The organism is Bartonella sp. AA83SXKL, assembly GCF_042196965.1.
Classification (GTDB): Bacteria; Pseudomonadota; Alphaproteobacteria; order Rhizobiales; family Rhizobiaceae; genus Bartonella.
The window spans coordinates 1-14,003 of the sequence record NZ_JBHIRG010000024.1 but is presented as its reverse complement, the minus strand read 5'-3'; the positions used below and the strand labels follow the sequence as shown (position 1 = coordinate 14,003).

Here is a 14,003-nt window from a genome sequence, read left to right as displayed (position 1 = left end):
TTAAGTCAAATTCAAACCAGCACTCCACACCCCTCCAAATCACGCCATTTTATGGGATATTGATTTTTCTTGCCAATCTCCTGAAATTACTTTATGAATTAGCCTGTGTTTTTTGGTCGTCTACGCAGCGGTCAATAAGGAGTTGTATTCCTTAAAACTTAACACATAAACAATTATGGCTATCCCGGAAATTCCGGGGGCTTTTGTTATGTACAAGTGCTTTAAGCACTAAAAACAAGAGACTGTTTAAGTTCAGTGAATCCAACCTCCCGGAATACCAATGCGAGGGCGCTCGCAACCGGAGGGGGGCTTGAAATGCAAACCAAAAATCCACATTTTATCGACATTTCTGATTAAGCAAAAGACGCGATTTATAATCCATATTTCGCACTTTTTTAAAAAGTACCCAATCTTATAGTCTTTGAGATTATTTTGATTTTTCTTGCCAATCTCCTGAAATTACTTTATTGATAAGCACGTGTTTTTGATCGTCCACGCAACGATCAAATAGGGAGCTAAAAGCCCGAAAGCTTAATACATAAATTTATCCCGCATTGCGGGTATCCCGGAATTCCGGGAGATTTTGCTATGTCCAGGTGCTTTAAGCACTAAAAGCAAAAAGCTGATTAAGCTCAGTACTTTTAGACTCCCGGAATACCAATGCGAGGGCGCTCGCAACCGGAGGGGGGGCTTGAAGTGCAAACCAAAAATCCAAATTTTATCGATATTCTGATAGGCAAAAGAATTCGTCATAGAAGAATTGCCATGGGACTTTCCCAAAAAGAATTAGGAAGCTATTTAGGTGTCAGTTTTCAACAAATCCAAAAATATGAAAAAGGCTTCAATCGTGTAAGCGCAGGGTGTTTACTCAAAATCGCCCAAAAACTGGAAGTTCCCATAAGCTTTTTTTATGCAGATATTGCCACAAAAGAAAATCTTTCAACACATGCCGCACACTATGATCAAGAAACATACAGCGAAAAAGAACATTCCCTTTTGAAAAATTTTAGAGAGCTCCAGCCGAAAAAACAAAAAGCAATCTTATGGTTGATTTCTGATTAAGCAAAAGTGCACACAAAGCATAAATTCTCCGCATCATTTTACGGACATACGTTTTTATTTTACGGATCAACGTTTTGATGCTTCTCCACATTTACAGAAAGCAGCCAAACGAAACTTTCAAATTCCCCCCGCATCACTTTGTAAACATAGGTTTGTCAACAATACAGCTTCTTACTCTAGCCAATTCCCCTGCTGATTTCAGATCACGACACCACAAAGGATAATGTTGCATCAAACGCGACAGATACGTCCTATTTTAAAATATTCTTGCCCCTTCACCACCCTAAAGTAAGAACACGCAAAGCACCGGTCAATCCCACTTCAAAAACAACTTTCCCCACACCCTCTCTCCTCTCTCGTCAACACACCCGCCTCTTCATCCAAGCTTCCCCCCTTCATAAAACTCTTCATCCCCACACCCCAATCTTCTCTCCACATTCCATGCCATGATAAAATCATACACCACGCATAAAGTCCCAGCTTCCTTTTTTACACATTTCCGTTTTTCCGCTTTTGCATATTTACAGAAAGCAGAAAATCTGTAAAAAATGCATTATACAATAACGTTTTCAACAACTGTCATCAAAATCTCGCCTCCCTTTTCATCTAAATCCCCCTATTTTCACTTAAATCATAGATATAAACCGCCTTATTATTGTATTGAGCAGCATAAAATTTTTCGACAAATTCTAGCGATCAAAAGGGTGCATAAGAAGCATTTTACGACTTTTAAAAGAATTTTTATTTACACCCAGTGCTTTTTTGTAACGTAGAAGAGCACATTTAATTAATTGACTATAAGAAAGTTTGAAATGAGAGAAGCTTTTCGTTTTTCTCGTTCAACATCCACAACGATAACTCCTTCTTATAAATCAATTTTTTTCGTAATACAAAACGCACCAAAAGGAATAGACTTGTGTTGCATATTCACGCGCTTGTTTTAAAGAAAGATCTCTCAACGCTCATCACACCCATTTTGCAAAACGCCGCCCGTAAAGAAATGGTAAGCCCCCATGAAGTGTATAAAATCCATTCAGCCCTCCCCTATCTTTACGCTTATGGAAAAACACGTTTACGCTTATGGAAGAACAAGGCCGGCATCATCACAAAAACTCTGCCAGCTCCCAATGTTGCAGACAGCCTTCGGTTCAAGAGATAATTCATTAAAGGCATGCCTTTCTTGTACAGTTTTGATCCACATGCACGACCCACCACTTATGATGTATAAGCCAAGTAATTTTAATTGATTTAATATGAGAGAACTGGTGATGAGAAATTTTATTATATTCAGCAACGCGCTTCACGGTAAAAAATGGTTATTTATTATTATAAATCAATATATTAATAAAGAAGAGAGTCATCATCAAGACGCTTACCTTTTTCTAAAAAAAGGCTTCACACTGAAAGAAAACATCTAAAACTTAGATAAAAAAAAAGGTTTGCCTCTAATAAACAAACCTCTGCAGAAAATTATTCACATAACTTTCAAAATTTTAAATTAATCCCTCTAGAAGCAATAAAAAGCTTTAGAAGCACCAAAATGAATACAAAAACTTATTTAACACAATGTTAAGAAAAATCAAGAACAAAAAATTTTTATCGTTAATGCACCTTTAAAAAAACGAGGCTTTTTAACCCACGCGGCTCAAAAGTTCGGGGCTTCTCTACAAACGCCTCCAAGCCAATCAATCCCTTCATCTCTCTCAAAAGACAGCATAAAAGGTTCACAGTACAAGTCTTCGCTAAAAAAAATATCAATCGCCAGCGCTCATAAAAGCCAGCGTTGGTATAAAAGATCAGATTATCGAACAATCTTGCTGAAATGTCTTCCCAATAAATAAAAAAGAAGCGGATTCTTAAATATTTCCGCTTCTTTAACAATAAAAATTATGATGAGGGATTATTAAAAAATTTCAAGACTGTGAAGGGAACCAATTTGATAACAATTCATACCTTACAGGATCATCGGCACATTGCCCACCACCACATTCCAGTATGGTAGAAATCAAATTTGCCGCAATCAAAAACACAAATAAAAAACTTGCTGCTTTACTCAAGACTGGAAAAGGAGAAAATTCTTTGAACTTGTGTGCCAATTCGCCTAAAATCATGACAAATGAGACAGCAAAGATACAAAGGACAGAAATAATGAAAGCCCAAGTATAAAAATGCAATCCAAAGAACGTTGAACCATATCCTAAATCATCGGGTGTGATATGCAAAAACACTTGCCGTGCTGCCACAGCACTGGTTACCATACAACCAAGAATAACCATACCATAATGGGTATTTTTCACCTTATGGTGAATATTGAGTAAGAACCCACAACCTGCCAGCATCAATCCAACGCGCTGCAGCAAACAAAGGGGACAAGGTAACTCAAACTTTACCAATTGATAATAAAAAGCCACCACCAAGACAATAGATAACCCAAAGAGTCCTAGCGTATTCATAAAGATGACGAAGTGAGGATTTTTTTGTTCAACATGTTCCATGGCTATTCTCTCAAAAAGATAAATTTAAAGTGGAAGTTGCGTGATGATTGAAAGTGAGAAGAATGACAACGAATAAAATTGCCCACAAAGCATAACTTATATTTTTTTTACCACACATAGTCGTTACTGCAGTACCTAAAGCGATTAAAAATGGAAGAAACATAGCTTTTAAATCTCCTTTACATCCGTTGTTTAACTCTTATTTATTTCAGCGTTTACCATATTACAAAATTGGGCAAAAAAGAGACCATGGATTTATTATTCACAATTCGTCACTCGCGATTGATATTGCCATTATATTTAAGTGAAAAACGATATAATCGCTCAGAAGCACATCTCAACAAAAGCGTTAAAAGCACAAAAGCGTTGATTATTCGCTTCCCCTTATATCAGCCATTGTTAAAGATATATCGACAATTATAAAGATTATATCCCCCCACTCACAAAAGAATTACGTGAACAACAAAATAAATAGGCTTTGAAATCGAGAGATATACATCTCTTTTTTTCTCAAAAGAATATCCTCACTTTGCAACGCATTTTCGCCATAAAAATCTCTTTTTCTCATAAGCAATGTTTCAAATTGCAACAGATTTTATATCATATGGTGATCTTGTTTATTTTAGCAAATAAAAAATAAGACATTTTAAAAAAAAACTTATAATCAATGGCTTTTCCCCAATGCACTTTTCCCTCTTATCTTAAATAAAAGACAATGCCGCAAGCTCAACAGCCTCATGGGTCCCACGCCACCCCGTGACATTACCCTCCCCCTCACAAAAAGTGCTTCATGCCTTCAATACTTTAGTTTTTCATCTCTCGAGATCCCCTTTAAATTTTTAGCTTTACACCTTATTTGAAAAATAACTGTTTCTCTGTCATCAATTGGCTTTGCAAAAAGAATATAAAACTTTAAAAAAATAATGATAAAGAATCGCATTGAACCTTTGAAAAGGATAGAGAATGATGAAAAAATCATGTGATGTGGCGATTTTAATGGGGAGCCAATCGGATTGGCAAACGATGTGCCATAGTGCAGATATTTTGACGAATCTTGGTATTTCTCATAGTTCGCATATTGTCTCAGCACACCGAACTCCTGAACGCCTTTATCAATTTGCAAAAGAAGCAAAAGAAGCAGGGTTTAAAGTTTTAATTGCCGGTGCGGGGGGTGCAGCGCATCTTCCAGGTATGTTAGCAGCCCTTACTCCTCTTCCTGTTTTTGGCGTTCCAGTGCATTCTCACTCTCTTTCTGGTCAAGATTCTTTGCTTTCAATCGTGCAAATGCCAGCAGGGATACCCGTCGGCACATTAGCAATTGGCAAAGCAGGCGCAATTAATGCAGCACTTTTAGCCGCAGCCGTTATGGCCGTTTATGACCATGATCTCGCCCAACGATTAGAAGATTGGCGTCAACAACAAACAGCCAATGTCGCCCAAACGCCTGTAACGGAGGTTTAAAATGGCACCGTTTTTCAACACCTCCTCAGCCAACGCCACCCCCTCCAACGCCACCCCCTCCAACACCACCTCGTCCAACACCACTCCCTTCACCATGTTACCTCCAGGCAGCGTCATTGGTTTAATCGGGGGCGGACAATTAGCACGGATGCTCGCCATAGCGGCTGCAGAATTAGGATTTCGAACCGTTATTTTTTGCCCTGAAGCCGATTGCCCAGCCGCTCAAACAGCAAACAACCATATTGTTTCCTCCTATGACGATATATCAGCTTTAGATCATTTTATTTCTCAGTGTGATGTTGTCAGCTATGAATTTGAAAATCTTTCGCTTCAAACGGTTCAATATGTAGAAAAGAGTAAGCCTGTTTATCCTTCTTCCAAAGCATTAGAGATCACGCAAGATCGACTTTTTGAGAAGCAATTTTTGCGTGATCAAGGGATTGGCACCGCGTTATGGCACGCTGTTGACAATTCTTCTTCTCTTCTTTCCGCTCTTGATACCTTAGGCGGACGTGGTCTTTTAAAGACGCGTCGTTTTGGTTATGACGGAAAAAACCAGATCAAGCTTGATCACCCAGATGAACAAACCCTTGACGAAGCCTTAAGGACTTTTCAAGAACAGCCTTGTATTTTGGAAGAAATAGTTCCTTTTTTATCGGAAATTTCGGTTCTCTCGGCCCGCACAAAACAAGGAGAACATATTTTTTATGATTGCCCTGAAAACCAACATAAAAACGGAATTCTTCATAAATCCTTTGTTCCATCACATATTCCACTTGACGTGCAAAAAGCAGCTCAAGAAATCAGTGTAACAGTCATGGATGCCCTCGATTATGTTGGTGTTCTTTGTATTGAACTTTTTGTCTTAACGAATGGTCATCTTTTAGTGAATGAATTAGCACCGCGTGTCCATAATTCTGGTCATTGGACACAAAAGGCATGCATAACTTCACAATTTGAACAGCATATCCGTGCTATTTGCGGACTTCCCTTAGGCAGTCCCTATCGCCACAGCGATTGCCAAATGACCAATCTTATTGGTAACAATTTTAGCACGTTAAAATATTTTCTGAAGCAAGAGCGCACCTCGATCCATTTATATGGCAAAAGCACTGCTCACCCCAACCGCAAAATGGGGCATATCATCCAATTACTGGGACCAGCCAACAAATCTTAAGCCCACATATATATAAATACTTTTTCACACTTTTCCCCAAAATGAACTGAAAAAACAACCTCTCCCCCACACCGATATCCAGCGGCTCAAAAAGCGCCCCTAACCTTTTAATTCGCCCCTAGCAGGGCTTCACGCCCTCCTACAAGCCCTGCTCTTTTAAAAACATCACCTCTTCCCCCTCCAAACCGCTTCATCCTACACGAACATCTCATCCGCCCTCAAAAACAACCTCTCCCCCCCACACCGATATCCAAGCAGCACAACAAGCGCTCCCAACCCTTCAACTCCACCCCCTAGCTCTTCTCCCCTTCCTTTTCTCAAAAATATCCCCCCACGGCTAAAAACAATCCACCAGCCCCCAACTTCCCCTCAACGGATACCTTCCACAGCATAAATATTCCCCCATAACATACGCAGCCCCTTCATTTTTCTTTTAATGCCAATCTTTAAGAAATAGACTGATCTATTGCACCCCATAGATACCAATCCCCATGATTGCGCTTTTATTGTCTCTAGCTTCTCTTCTTATGTTCATTTTTTCACAAAAGCATTTTCACAAAAGCATCGTTTTGTTTTCCATAAAATCGCTGCAAAGAGGTAAAACGTATTACTCTCCCCAAACAACTCTCGAGAATTCGTCCCAATATCAGCCAGACGATAGCCCCCCTCCAGCATAGCAACTTTCTTCTTTTTCTCCTCTCTCTTTTTCCTTCAACGGATAGAAGATTTTCTCCTTTCGTTAATTCCCCCAACACATTCCTCGAAAAGGTTTCCTGAACTTCTCCCCAAAGGCTTAAGTTTCTTCTTTTCAGATCAATTTTTCTTCTCTCACAAAACCCTCCCCTTTTTTAGTGCATCAATTTTCTCACCTTTTAATCCTGTTAAGATAATGAATTATAAGGCACATCACCACCGTATAATGCGCATTGATTTTATGGCATCTTTTTATTGCATCTCGCACAATTCTTTATGAACTCCCCTTATCGTAAACGCACTTTGTTTACGCATATTCTTAACCACCCATAAGAGATTGTCTGTAACTCTCTAATCCTGCTCAGCAATGACATTCGTCACCCCCAACAGACCAGCGCTTCATGAAGTTCCCACAATTTTTCTCAATCCAAGCTTCTTTCAAGAGCACCTAATAATTTATAAATATAAATGTTTATTTTATTATCCTGATAAAGCTAAACTATACTTTTTAATACTATCATTTTAACACTATCAGTGCCTTTAAAACGCTCATTGTGCGAAAAAATACTTCATTTCTAACAATAATAAAATAATTTCGCTTGTATCTTATCTTAATATGTGATTAACGTTCAGCACAAACTTAGATCTTTTTATAGCAAAAATACCATACAAAAGGGGAAAATAATGGAGGGGATCTCTTCAAACAAACTCAAAAATGAAAACAATGAAAATAAAGAAGAAACTTTAAATGAGGCACAGTCTGTTCCTCCCCAAAAACGTAAAGGGGGTCCATTTAGACATATGTTGTTCCTCTTTCTTTTAACTTTTCGTAAACCCATTGTTTTCGTAACGAAAATCCTAGCGATAGGCTTTTTATTAATGGCAGGAATTCTTTGTCTAACATACCTCGCAGTAGGAAGAGAGTCATTACCCCTATCGATCGGGATACCAATGATCATTACGTCAGCTCTCTTTGGCATTTGCAACATGTATATAAATTGGTATTATGACATGCTTTTATTACGTTTATCGCCAGACAATGTGAAGCTTTCACTCTTTCAATAAACATCATCATAGACCACCCTTGGGAAGGTCAAATTTTTTCTGCAACATGGATATTAAAAGGAATTCAAACTATCCACATTCAAGAGCCAAAGTGTATTCTCAGTATACTGGCTCCCTTATTGGATAATTTGAATTCCCCATCTGCTCGACAATATCCAGCACTCCACCCACGTAGAAATAATTGGGTTGCAAAGAATCATAAACTATTGCCTTAAAAGAGAAATTTATGCATAATCTTTCACTCTAACCGCACAGATTTAATCCCTCATTAAAAGTACAGAGCGCTCCGTCCCTGATCTCCACGTCAAAGATATAATTACAGGATATGATTACAGCACTAAGCTTATCCATTCCCAAACCAAATATCCTCTCACCCCTCACGTAAAATAAAAAGCCTCAAACAGAAGACACTTGTGTTGCCAATTTACGCACTTGTTTTACCACGCGCTTATTTTAAAGAAACATTTGGCCAATGCACATTGCCCCACCACTTCACAACAGCAGCCCCGGTCATAGAGCATAAAAACTCTCGATAATAACTTAAACATTCATAGTGCACCACCCTCTTTAAACTTATGAAGCGTAAACGCCAACCTCATCATACCGCTTTGCCAGTCTCCAATGTTACCACACTCTTAGCATTTGAAAGCATTCATAAAAGACCGTTTTATTCCTTATCTTCAAGTATCTTTACCATAAATCAATCCCGCTTGTGATATGCAAGCAGCGAATGCTATGCTTAAAGATACACAGATTTGCAATGAGAAAACCTTAAGACTATGCGAAACTCTTATTTTACTATGTTTTCTCTGAACAATAGAAATTTATCCTTATCAATTCATCATCTTCGTCATCATCATGCGGTTTATTTTTTAGGTTTTAAGAATAAGCCTTAAGAATATCCTCACACACGAACAAAAAACACCTCATGTTATAAATTTTACATGAGCCTTACTAAACGATGATATTTTACGAAAAAACAGGATTATTTTCTCACAAATAGGAAGCTTTTACTTTTTTTCACTCTTTGTGCTTTTTTGTGTCCTTCTTTTTACGAGAAAATTTTTACCTCCAAGGCAACCATTAACACACACTATAGGAATTTGTAAGGGATATACCCTTGACAAGAATAAGACTTCTTGTTAGATCTCTCCTACTTTTTTGCAATTTTCACTTATCGTTGTGCTAATGAAGTGGTTAGTGCGTACCTTAAGAGTACGCTTTTCTTTTTGTGATCACAGTGAAAAAGTGTATCGTGTGATGTTATGATGCAAGTACGATATCGCAATGCAATGCTCATTAAAGTGAGCAGTCTATTGGGGTTGTGGTATTGTATTTTCGTATTTTAATATTGTATTATAGTATTGTGTTACGTAAACTATTTAAACGGTGAATATGATGAAAATTAAAAATTCGCTTAAAGCACTAAAAGAGCGCCACCGTAACAATCGTTTGGTGCGTCGTAAGGGTCGTGTTTATATTCTTAATAAAACGAACCCACGTTTTAGAGCACGTCAGGGCTAATTTCTTTAGGGTCAATGTTTTTATGCCTACTTTAATTGTAGGCTTAAAAATTTTTTCTTGCGTTTTTTTGTTATAAGTCCGTTGATTACAAGTCTAGTATTTGATAATATTTGGTGATTTATCTTTTGGGGGCTTGTTTTTATGGATTCTTCTATTTTTTTAAAAGCCTTTCGATTTTTTCAGCTGCGTTTTTTCTGTATTTTCCAGCGCGCGTTTTTTCTTTCTTTTGTTGGCGTTTTTTGTTTTGTTCCCTCGAGCTATGGGCAAAATCCTCCTTCTCTTCCTGAAGATCGGCCTTCTCCACAATCGCTTTTACCGTTAGATGATCTTATTCCCAATTCTCCTCCCTCCTCCTCAACGCCCTCCGATTCTGATTCTTCGGCGGTTATTCTTGAAGATCTTGACAAAGAGCAGCTTTCCCATGTTGACAGAGTTAAGCAGCGCAAAGAAGCAGAAATTTCACGTTTACTCAAAGAATTGAAATATTGTGCTGATGTTGCTAAAGCGAAAAAGATCAGTCAACAGCTTCAACATTTATGGTCCCAATCGGGGAGCGAGACGATTGATCTTTTGATGTCATGGGCTGAAAATGCACTCAACAGCGACGATTATGGACTTGCGCTTGATTATATTGATAATGCTCTTGCACTTTTACCTACTCATGCTGAAGCTTGGATAAGACGCGCTTGGATTCACATTCAACTGAACGATTTCAAACTTGCCCTGCTTGATCTCAACCATGCTCTTGAACTTGAGCCGCGCAATTATAGTGCTTTTTTTGAACTTGGCGTTGTCATGGAAGCAACGGAGCGTCCAAAACTTGCTCTTAAAGCTTATGAAACAGCATTGGATTACTATCCACAAATGCGCAGGATTCAAAAGCGCGTGCAAGCTCTATTAGACGAACAATCACCACAAGCTCTTTGAAACCATTCAAAAACGAGACGCTTTACGGCATCCTTTCAAACCTAGATAAGACACAAGCCGGCTTCACATTCCACTCAATAAACTGCCCCTGCTTATAACCACACCATCACCCCCCACACAATTCACAGTACTTTTTTTGAATTTTGACTTTTTTGTATTGAAGGCATCTTCCAAACACTGCCAATATACTCCCTACAGAATTTCTTCTCATAGCAAGCAAACGCTTCCACGCGGGAGTCCTCTTCACGCCGTTTCTTCTTTTCACACCTTCCATCATGGATAAAAAAAATTTGTAAACACGATCCTCAAAAAATACTTTTTGAAAAAAGCTTAAAACATCGCTTAGCGCCTCTGATAAACTATCATCATCTGTTTTTTATTTTTAAGCTTCAACCATAGCAGCACATACCGTATCGGCTCTCCTTCACCCCTCAAAGTTGATAAAACAGCCCTGAAATATGGATTCACAAAGCAAAAACTTCAAAGACGCAACACCAATTCAACCAACATCCTTGAATAAGAAATATTTCCTTTCAAAACTCCCCCCCAAGCATTCCCGCGAAACATAAAAATCAAGCATTGTCCCAAAAGAGCCAATCAAGCTATTGCCAATAAACCGTTCTGCGTCACTCAAACACCCACCCCCACTCATATTTTTTGCTTTTTTACTTTGAATAAGCCATCCATCATACAGCCATTTCGAGAAACCACCAGCAAGGTTATAAAAACTCTCCTGAAATACTTTTTGAAAAAGAAGAGAGCGAGGTTATTTTATCTCTAGCAGAAGCTCTGAAATTGTTTTATATTAAGGAGGGTGTTCTGCGCTTCTCGACAGGAAATAACGTATTCCTGAGACCTTAATGATCTCCAAGGGAGCTGTCCCTGATCAAGCCCGTGGGCTTTTTCATATGGCGCCCACCTATTTGTATAGGTTCCCGGGATCAGCTTTTTCCATCGGCTGTTGTGGATCACCCTTTATTTGTATAACTTTTTTGCATAAAAATTTTTCCAGCTAAAATTGAGAGCGTCCTTTTACATAAGACCAATGACGATACTCTCTTTTCAAGAAATAAAAATTACGATAGGCTTTATTTTGTAGAACAGACAGCACTTACAAATAATCCCCTCTGTGAATCTGCTTCATCCCTTCGCACGCAAGCAGCGCAAAAGCGGCTTGTTGCACCAAGATACCCCCTAAAGAGCACACACTTTTTTCATGCTTTTTTTTCATGAGCACAGCTCTTGTCCTAACAGAGATTTACAAAACGCCAACAATGGATAAAATACCAGCATCTTATAAAATAATTGACGAGACAATGACAAATAATCCCCTCTATGAATCTGCTTCATCCCTTCGCACACAGCAACGCAAAAGCGGTTTATCGCGTCGTGATGCTCTTTTAACAGAAGAGCGTGCACTCTTTTCGCAGCGTGCTTGTTGCCACTTTATTGAATACCTTGAAAAGAAGGGAACCGATTTTTCACGCCTCATTTTAGCAGGCTATTGGCCCATTAAATCGGAAATTGACCCGCGTCCTTTACTGGATGCTGTAGCGTTACGCGGTGGGCATTTAGCCTTACCAGCAGTTCTTGATTCCACCACCATGATTTTCCGTGCATTTTCGCCCAGCACGATTTTAGAGCCCATGCGTTTTGGCACCTTTGGTCCGGGTGCAGACAATGGCGTTGTTGCCCCCAATAATATTATTGTTCCGCTTTCTGCGTTTGATCGTCAATGTCACCGTCTTGGCTATGGAGGAGGATACTATGACCGTGCTGTTGCAGCTCTTGAAAAACAAGGGCATCAAATGACATTATGGGGCATAGGATTTTCATGTCAGGAGGTTTCCTCTATTCCCGCAGCAGAACATGATCTACAGGTACAAGGAATTTTTACAGAAAAAGGTTTCTTAAAATGTTAAAATGTGATTAAAGCGCCTATGCGTTTTTTATTTTTAGGTGACATTGTTGGTAGCACAGGCTGTAAAGCTGTTTTTGAACACCTTCCTCAACTGATTGAGAAATGGCAGCTTGATTTTGTTGTGGTAAATGGTGAAAATGCCTCTGGTGGTTTTGGTCTCACACAAGAAACGTATCAAGATCTTTTGATAACCGGTGTTGATGTTGTCACCACAGGTAATCATGCTTTTTCTCACAAAGAAGCATTGCAGTATGCCCATGAGAGTGATCGTTTTTTACGCCCTGCCAATTTTTCGAAAGAAACTCCCGGAAAAGGTTCTGGTGTTTTTACGGCAAAAAATGGCGCCCGTGTTCTTGTCGCCAATCTGTTGGGCAACGTTTTTATGCCGTGTAAAGTAGAAGATCCATTTGAAACAGCGGAAAATATTCTGCTTGCCTGTTCGTTGATGGAGCAAGCCGATACGATTATTTTTGACTTTCACGCAGAAACGACAAGCGAGAAGCAATGTTTTGGCCATTTTCTTGATGGTCGTGTGAGTGTTATCGTTGGCACCCATACGCATATTCCCACGGCTGACGCGCAAATCTTAGAAGGTGGGAGCGCCTATTTAACAGATGCAGGCATGTGTGGAGATTATAACTCATCTCTTGGAATGGATAAAGAAGAACCCTTACACCGTTTTCTTTATAAGACGAAGCAAGATCGTTTTGAACCGGCGTGTGGTCCCGCCACCCTTTGTGGTTTAGCGGTTGAGATTTCAGATCGCACCGGTTTAGCAGAAAAGGTCTCGGCGGTACGGATTGGTCCTCATTTAAAGCCTGAAGTTCCGGATTTTTGGTAGCTTCTTTTAAGCCACCCCTTTGATAGTTTCTTTCCAAGATTTCCTTTTGAGAACTCTATTTGGCAAGACGACTTTTCCAGCCCTTCCCAAATCCCTACTAAAAACACCCCGCCCTCCAATTTACCTAATACAGCAACTTTTCTAGCACAAACAAGTCACTCTTTTTAAAAAAATAAAGGATAAAATTTTTCGTGATTTTTAAAACGATGAGAAGGAGGTTTTATTTCGACATTTCTGCGGGGGGGGGGGGAGGAGAAATGTTAACCCCCTTCTCTAAAAAGAGCTTTATATAATAATTTATTATTTAGCAAGAGCCTCTTTAATCTTTTTTTAATTCTAACGAAAATTTAATCTTAAAATTGCTTTCTGCTTTTTAAGTTTGAGCTCTCTAAAACTTTTCAAAAGAATGTGCTCTTCTTTGCTTGCGATCCCTTCATCACAGCAATACAAGGCATTTTCTTTTGTCGAGAGATCAGCGTAAAAAAAGGAAATGGGAACATTAAGAATGTCGGCAATTTCCTGTAAACGCCCAGCTCCTATACGATTAGAGCCTTTTTCATATTTTTGGATTTGTTGAAAAGTCACACCTAACTGGCTGCCTAATTTCTTTTGCGACACTCCCAGCATTGTTCTTTTAAAGCGAATTTTTCTGCCTATCGAAATATCGTTAAAGTGTGGATTTTTAGTTTGCACTTCAAGCTCCCCTGCCGGTTGCGAGCGCCTCTTATGCGTATTCCGGGAGTCTGAAAGTACTGAGTTCAATCAGCTTTTTTGCTTTTAGTGCTAGAGCGCACCTGGACATAGCAAAAACTCCCGGAATCTCGCGATACTTATAAA

Annotated in this window: 12 protein-coding genes and 1 other RNA gene; 10 read left to right on the top strand and 3 right to left on the bottom strand. The window is 39.1% G+C overall.

Annotated features, from left to right (window positions below; genetic code table 11):
- Positions 1-696 precede the first annotated feature (696 nt).
- Both ACFINO_RS08110 and ACFINO_RS08105 read left to right on the top strand, forming a co-directional pair.
- The gene (locus ACFINO_RS08110; protein WP_375634536.1) at positions 697-1,062 is read left to right on the top strand and encodes a helix-turn-helix domain-containing protein; all 366 of its coding nucleotides are present in this window, start codon (positions 697-699) and stop codon (positions 1,060-1,062) included.
- 916 nt (positions 1,063-1,978) lie between these two features.
- Positions 1,979-2,221 (top strand): hypothetical protein, encoded by a 243-nt coding sequence (locus ACFINO_RS08105; RefSeq protein ID WP_375633326.1) that lies wholly within the window; start codon positions 1,979-1,981, stop codon positions 2,219-2,221.
- A gap of 754 nt (positions 2,222-2,975) precedes the next feature.
- Here the strand turns inward: ACFINO_RS08105 and ACFINO_RS08100 are convergent.
- A complete protein-coding gene (locus ACFINO_RS08100; RefSeq protein ID WP_375613594.1) occupies positions 2,976-3,557 on the bottom strand; it encodes a disulfide bond formation protein B in 582 nt (193 codons plus the stop codon).
- A gap of 10 nt (positions 3,558-3,567) precedes the next feature.
- A complete protein-coding gene (locus ACFINO_RS08095; RefSeq protein WP_273790835.1) occupies positions 3,568-3,720 on the bottom strand; it encodes a DUF5993 family protein in 153 nt (50 codons plus the stop codon).
- An 800-nt stretch (positions 3,721-4,520) separates the two neighbouring features.
- Between ACFINO_RS08095 and purE the strand changes: the two genes are divergently transcribed.
- The 8 genes from purE (at position 4,521) to ACFINO_RS08055 (ending at position 13,166) form a co-directional block, all read left to right on the top strand.
- A complete protein-coding gene (gene purE / locus ACFINO_RS08090; protein WP_375610656.1) occupies positions 4,521-5,018 on the top strand; it encodes a 5-(carboxyamino)imidazole ribonucleotide mutase in 498 nt (165 codons plus the stop codon).
- A 1-nt stretch (position 5,019) separates the two neighbouring features.
- Complete coding sequence (locus ACFINO_RS08085) at positions 5,020-6,195, top strand: 5-(carboxyamino)imidazole ribonucleotide synthase (RefSeq protein ID WP_375633327.1); 1,176 nt, start codon at positions 5,020-5,022, stop codon at positions 6,193-6,195.
- Positions 6,196-7,572: 1,377 nt separating this feature from the next.
- Positions 7,573-7,953 carry a hypothetical protein gene (locus tag ACFINO_RS08080; protein WP_375633329.1) on the top strand — a complete coding sequence of 127 codons (381 nt, stop codon included), beginning with the start codon at positions 7,573-7,575 and terminating at the stop codon, positions 7,951-7,953.
- Between the two features lie 1,398 nt (positions 7,954-9,351).
- Positions 9,352-9,477, top strand: a complete 126-nt coding sequence (ykgO, locus tag ACFINO_RS08075) for a type B 50S ribosomal protein L36 (RefSeq protein WP_004863016.1) — start codon at positions 9,352-9,354, stop codon at positions 9,475-9,477.
- A gap of 141 nt (positions 9,478-9,618) precedes the next feature.
- The gene (locus ACFINO_RS08070; protein ID WP_375655399.1) at positions 9,619-10,404 is read left to right on the top strand and encodes a tetratricopeptide repeat protein; all 786 of its coding nucleotides are present in this window, start codon (positions 9,619-9,621) and stop codon (positions 10,402-10,404) included.
- A gap of 813 nt (positions 10,405-11,217) precedes the next feature.
- A non-coding RNA gene (gene ssrS / locus ACFINO_RS08065) (6S RNA) lies at positions 11,218-11,378 on the top strand.
- 342 nt (positions 11,379-11,720) lie between these two features.
- On the top strand, positions 11,721-12,326 hold the full coding sequence (locus tag ACFINO_RS08060) for a 5-formyltetrahydrofolate cyclo-ligase (protein ID WP_375627769.1): 606 nt from the start codon (positions 11,721-11,723) through the stop codon (positions 12,324-12,326).
- Between the two features lie 18 nt (positions 12,327-12,344).
- Positions 12,345-13,166 carry a TIGR00282 family metallophosphoesterase gene (locus ACFINO_RS08055; protein WP_375613599.1) on the top strand — a complete coding sequence of 274 codons (822 nt, stop codon included), beginning with the start codon at positions 12,345-12,347 and terminating at the stop codon, positions 13,164-13,166.
- A gap of 336 nt (positions 13,167-13,502) precedes the next feature.
- Here ACFINO_RS08055 and ACFINO_RS08050 read toward each other — a convergent pair whose 3' ends face one another.
- Positions 13,503-13,859 (bottom strand): helix-turn-helix domain-containing protein, encoded by a 357-nt coding sequence (locus ACFINO_RS08050; protein ID WP_375655398.1) that lies wholly within the window; start codon positions 13,857-13,859, stop codon positions 13,503-13,505.
- Between the last annotated feature and the right edge of the window lie 144 nt (positions 13,860-14,003).

Bases quoted from the DNA above. Each gene is read 5' to 3' on its own strand.
- ACFINO_RS08100 (WP_375613594.1), bottom strand. From the start codon at position 3,557: ATGGAACATGTTGAACAAAAAAATCCTCACTTCGTCATCTTTATGAAT.
- ACFINO_RS08095 (WP_273790835.1), bottom strand. From the start codon at position 3,720: ATGTTTCTTCCATTTTTAATCGCTTTAGGTACTGCAGTAACGACTATG.
- purE (WP_375610656.1), top strand. From the start codon at position 4,521: ATGATGAAAAAATCATGTGATGTGGCGATTTTAATGGGGAGCCAATCG.
- ACFINO_RS08085 (WP_375633327.1), top strand. From the start codon at position 5,020: ATGGCACCGTTTTTCAACACCTCCTCAGCCAACGCCACCCCCTCCAAC.
- ACFINO_RS08080 (WP_375633329.1), top strand. From the start codon at position 7,573: ATGGAGGGGATCTCTTCAAACAAACTCAAAAATGAAAACAATGAAAAT.
- ykgO (WP_004863016.1), top strand. From the start codon at position 9,352: ATGAAAATTAAAAATTCGCTTAAAGCACTAAAAGAGCGCCACCGTAAC.
- ACFINO_RS08070 (WP_375655399.1), top strand. From the start codon at position 9,619: ATGGATTCTTCTATTTTTTTAAAAGCCTTTCGATTTTTTCAGCTGCGT.
- ACFINO_RS08060 (WP_375627769.1), top strand. From the start codon at position 11,721: ATGACAAATAATCCCCTCTATGAATCTGCTTCATCCCTTCGCACACAG.
- ACFINO_RS08055 (WP_375613599.1), top strand. From the start codon at position 12,345: ATGCGTTTTTTATTTTTAGGTGACATTGTTGGTAGCACAGGCTGTAAA.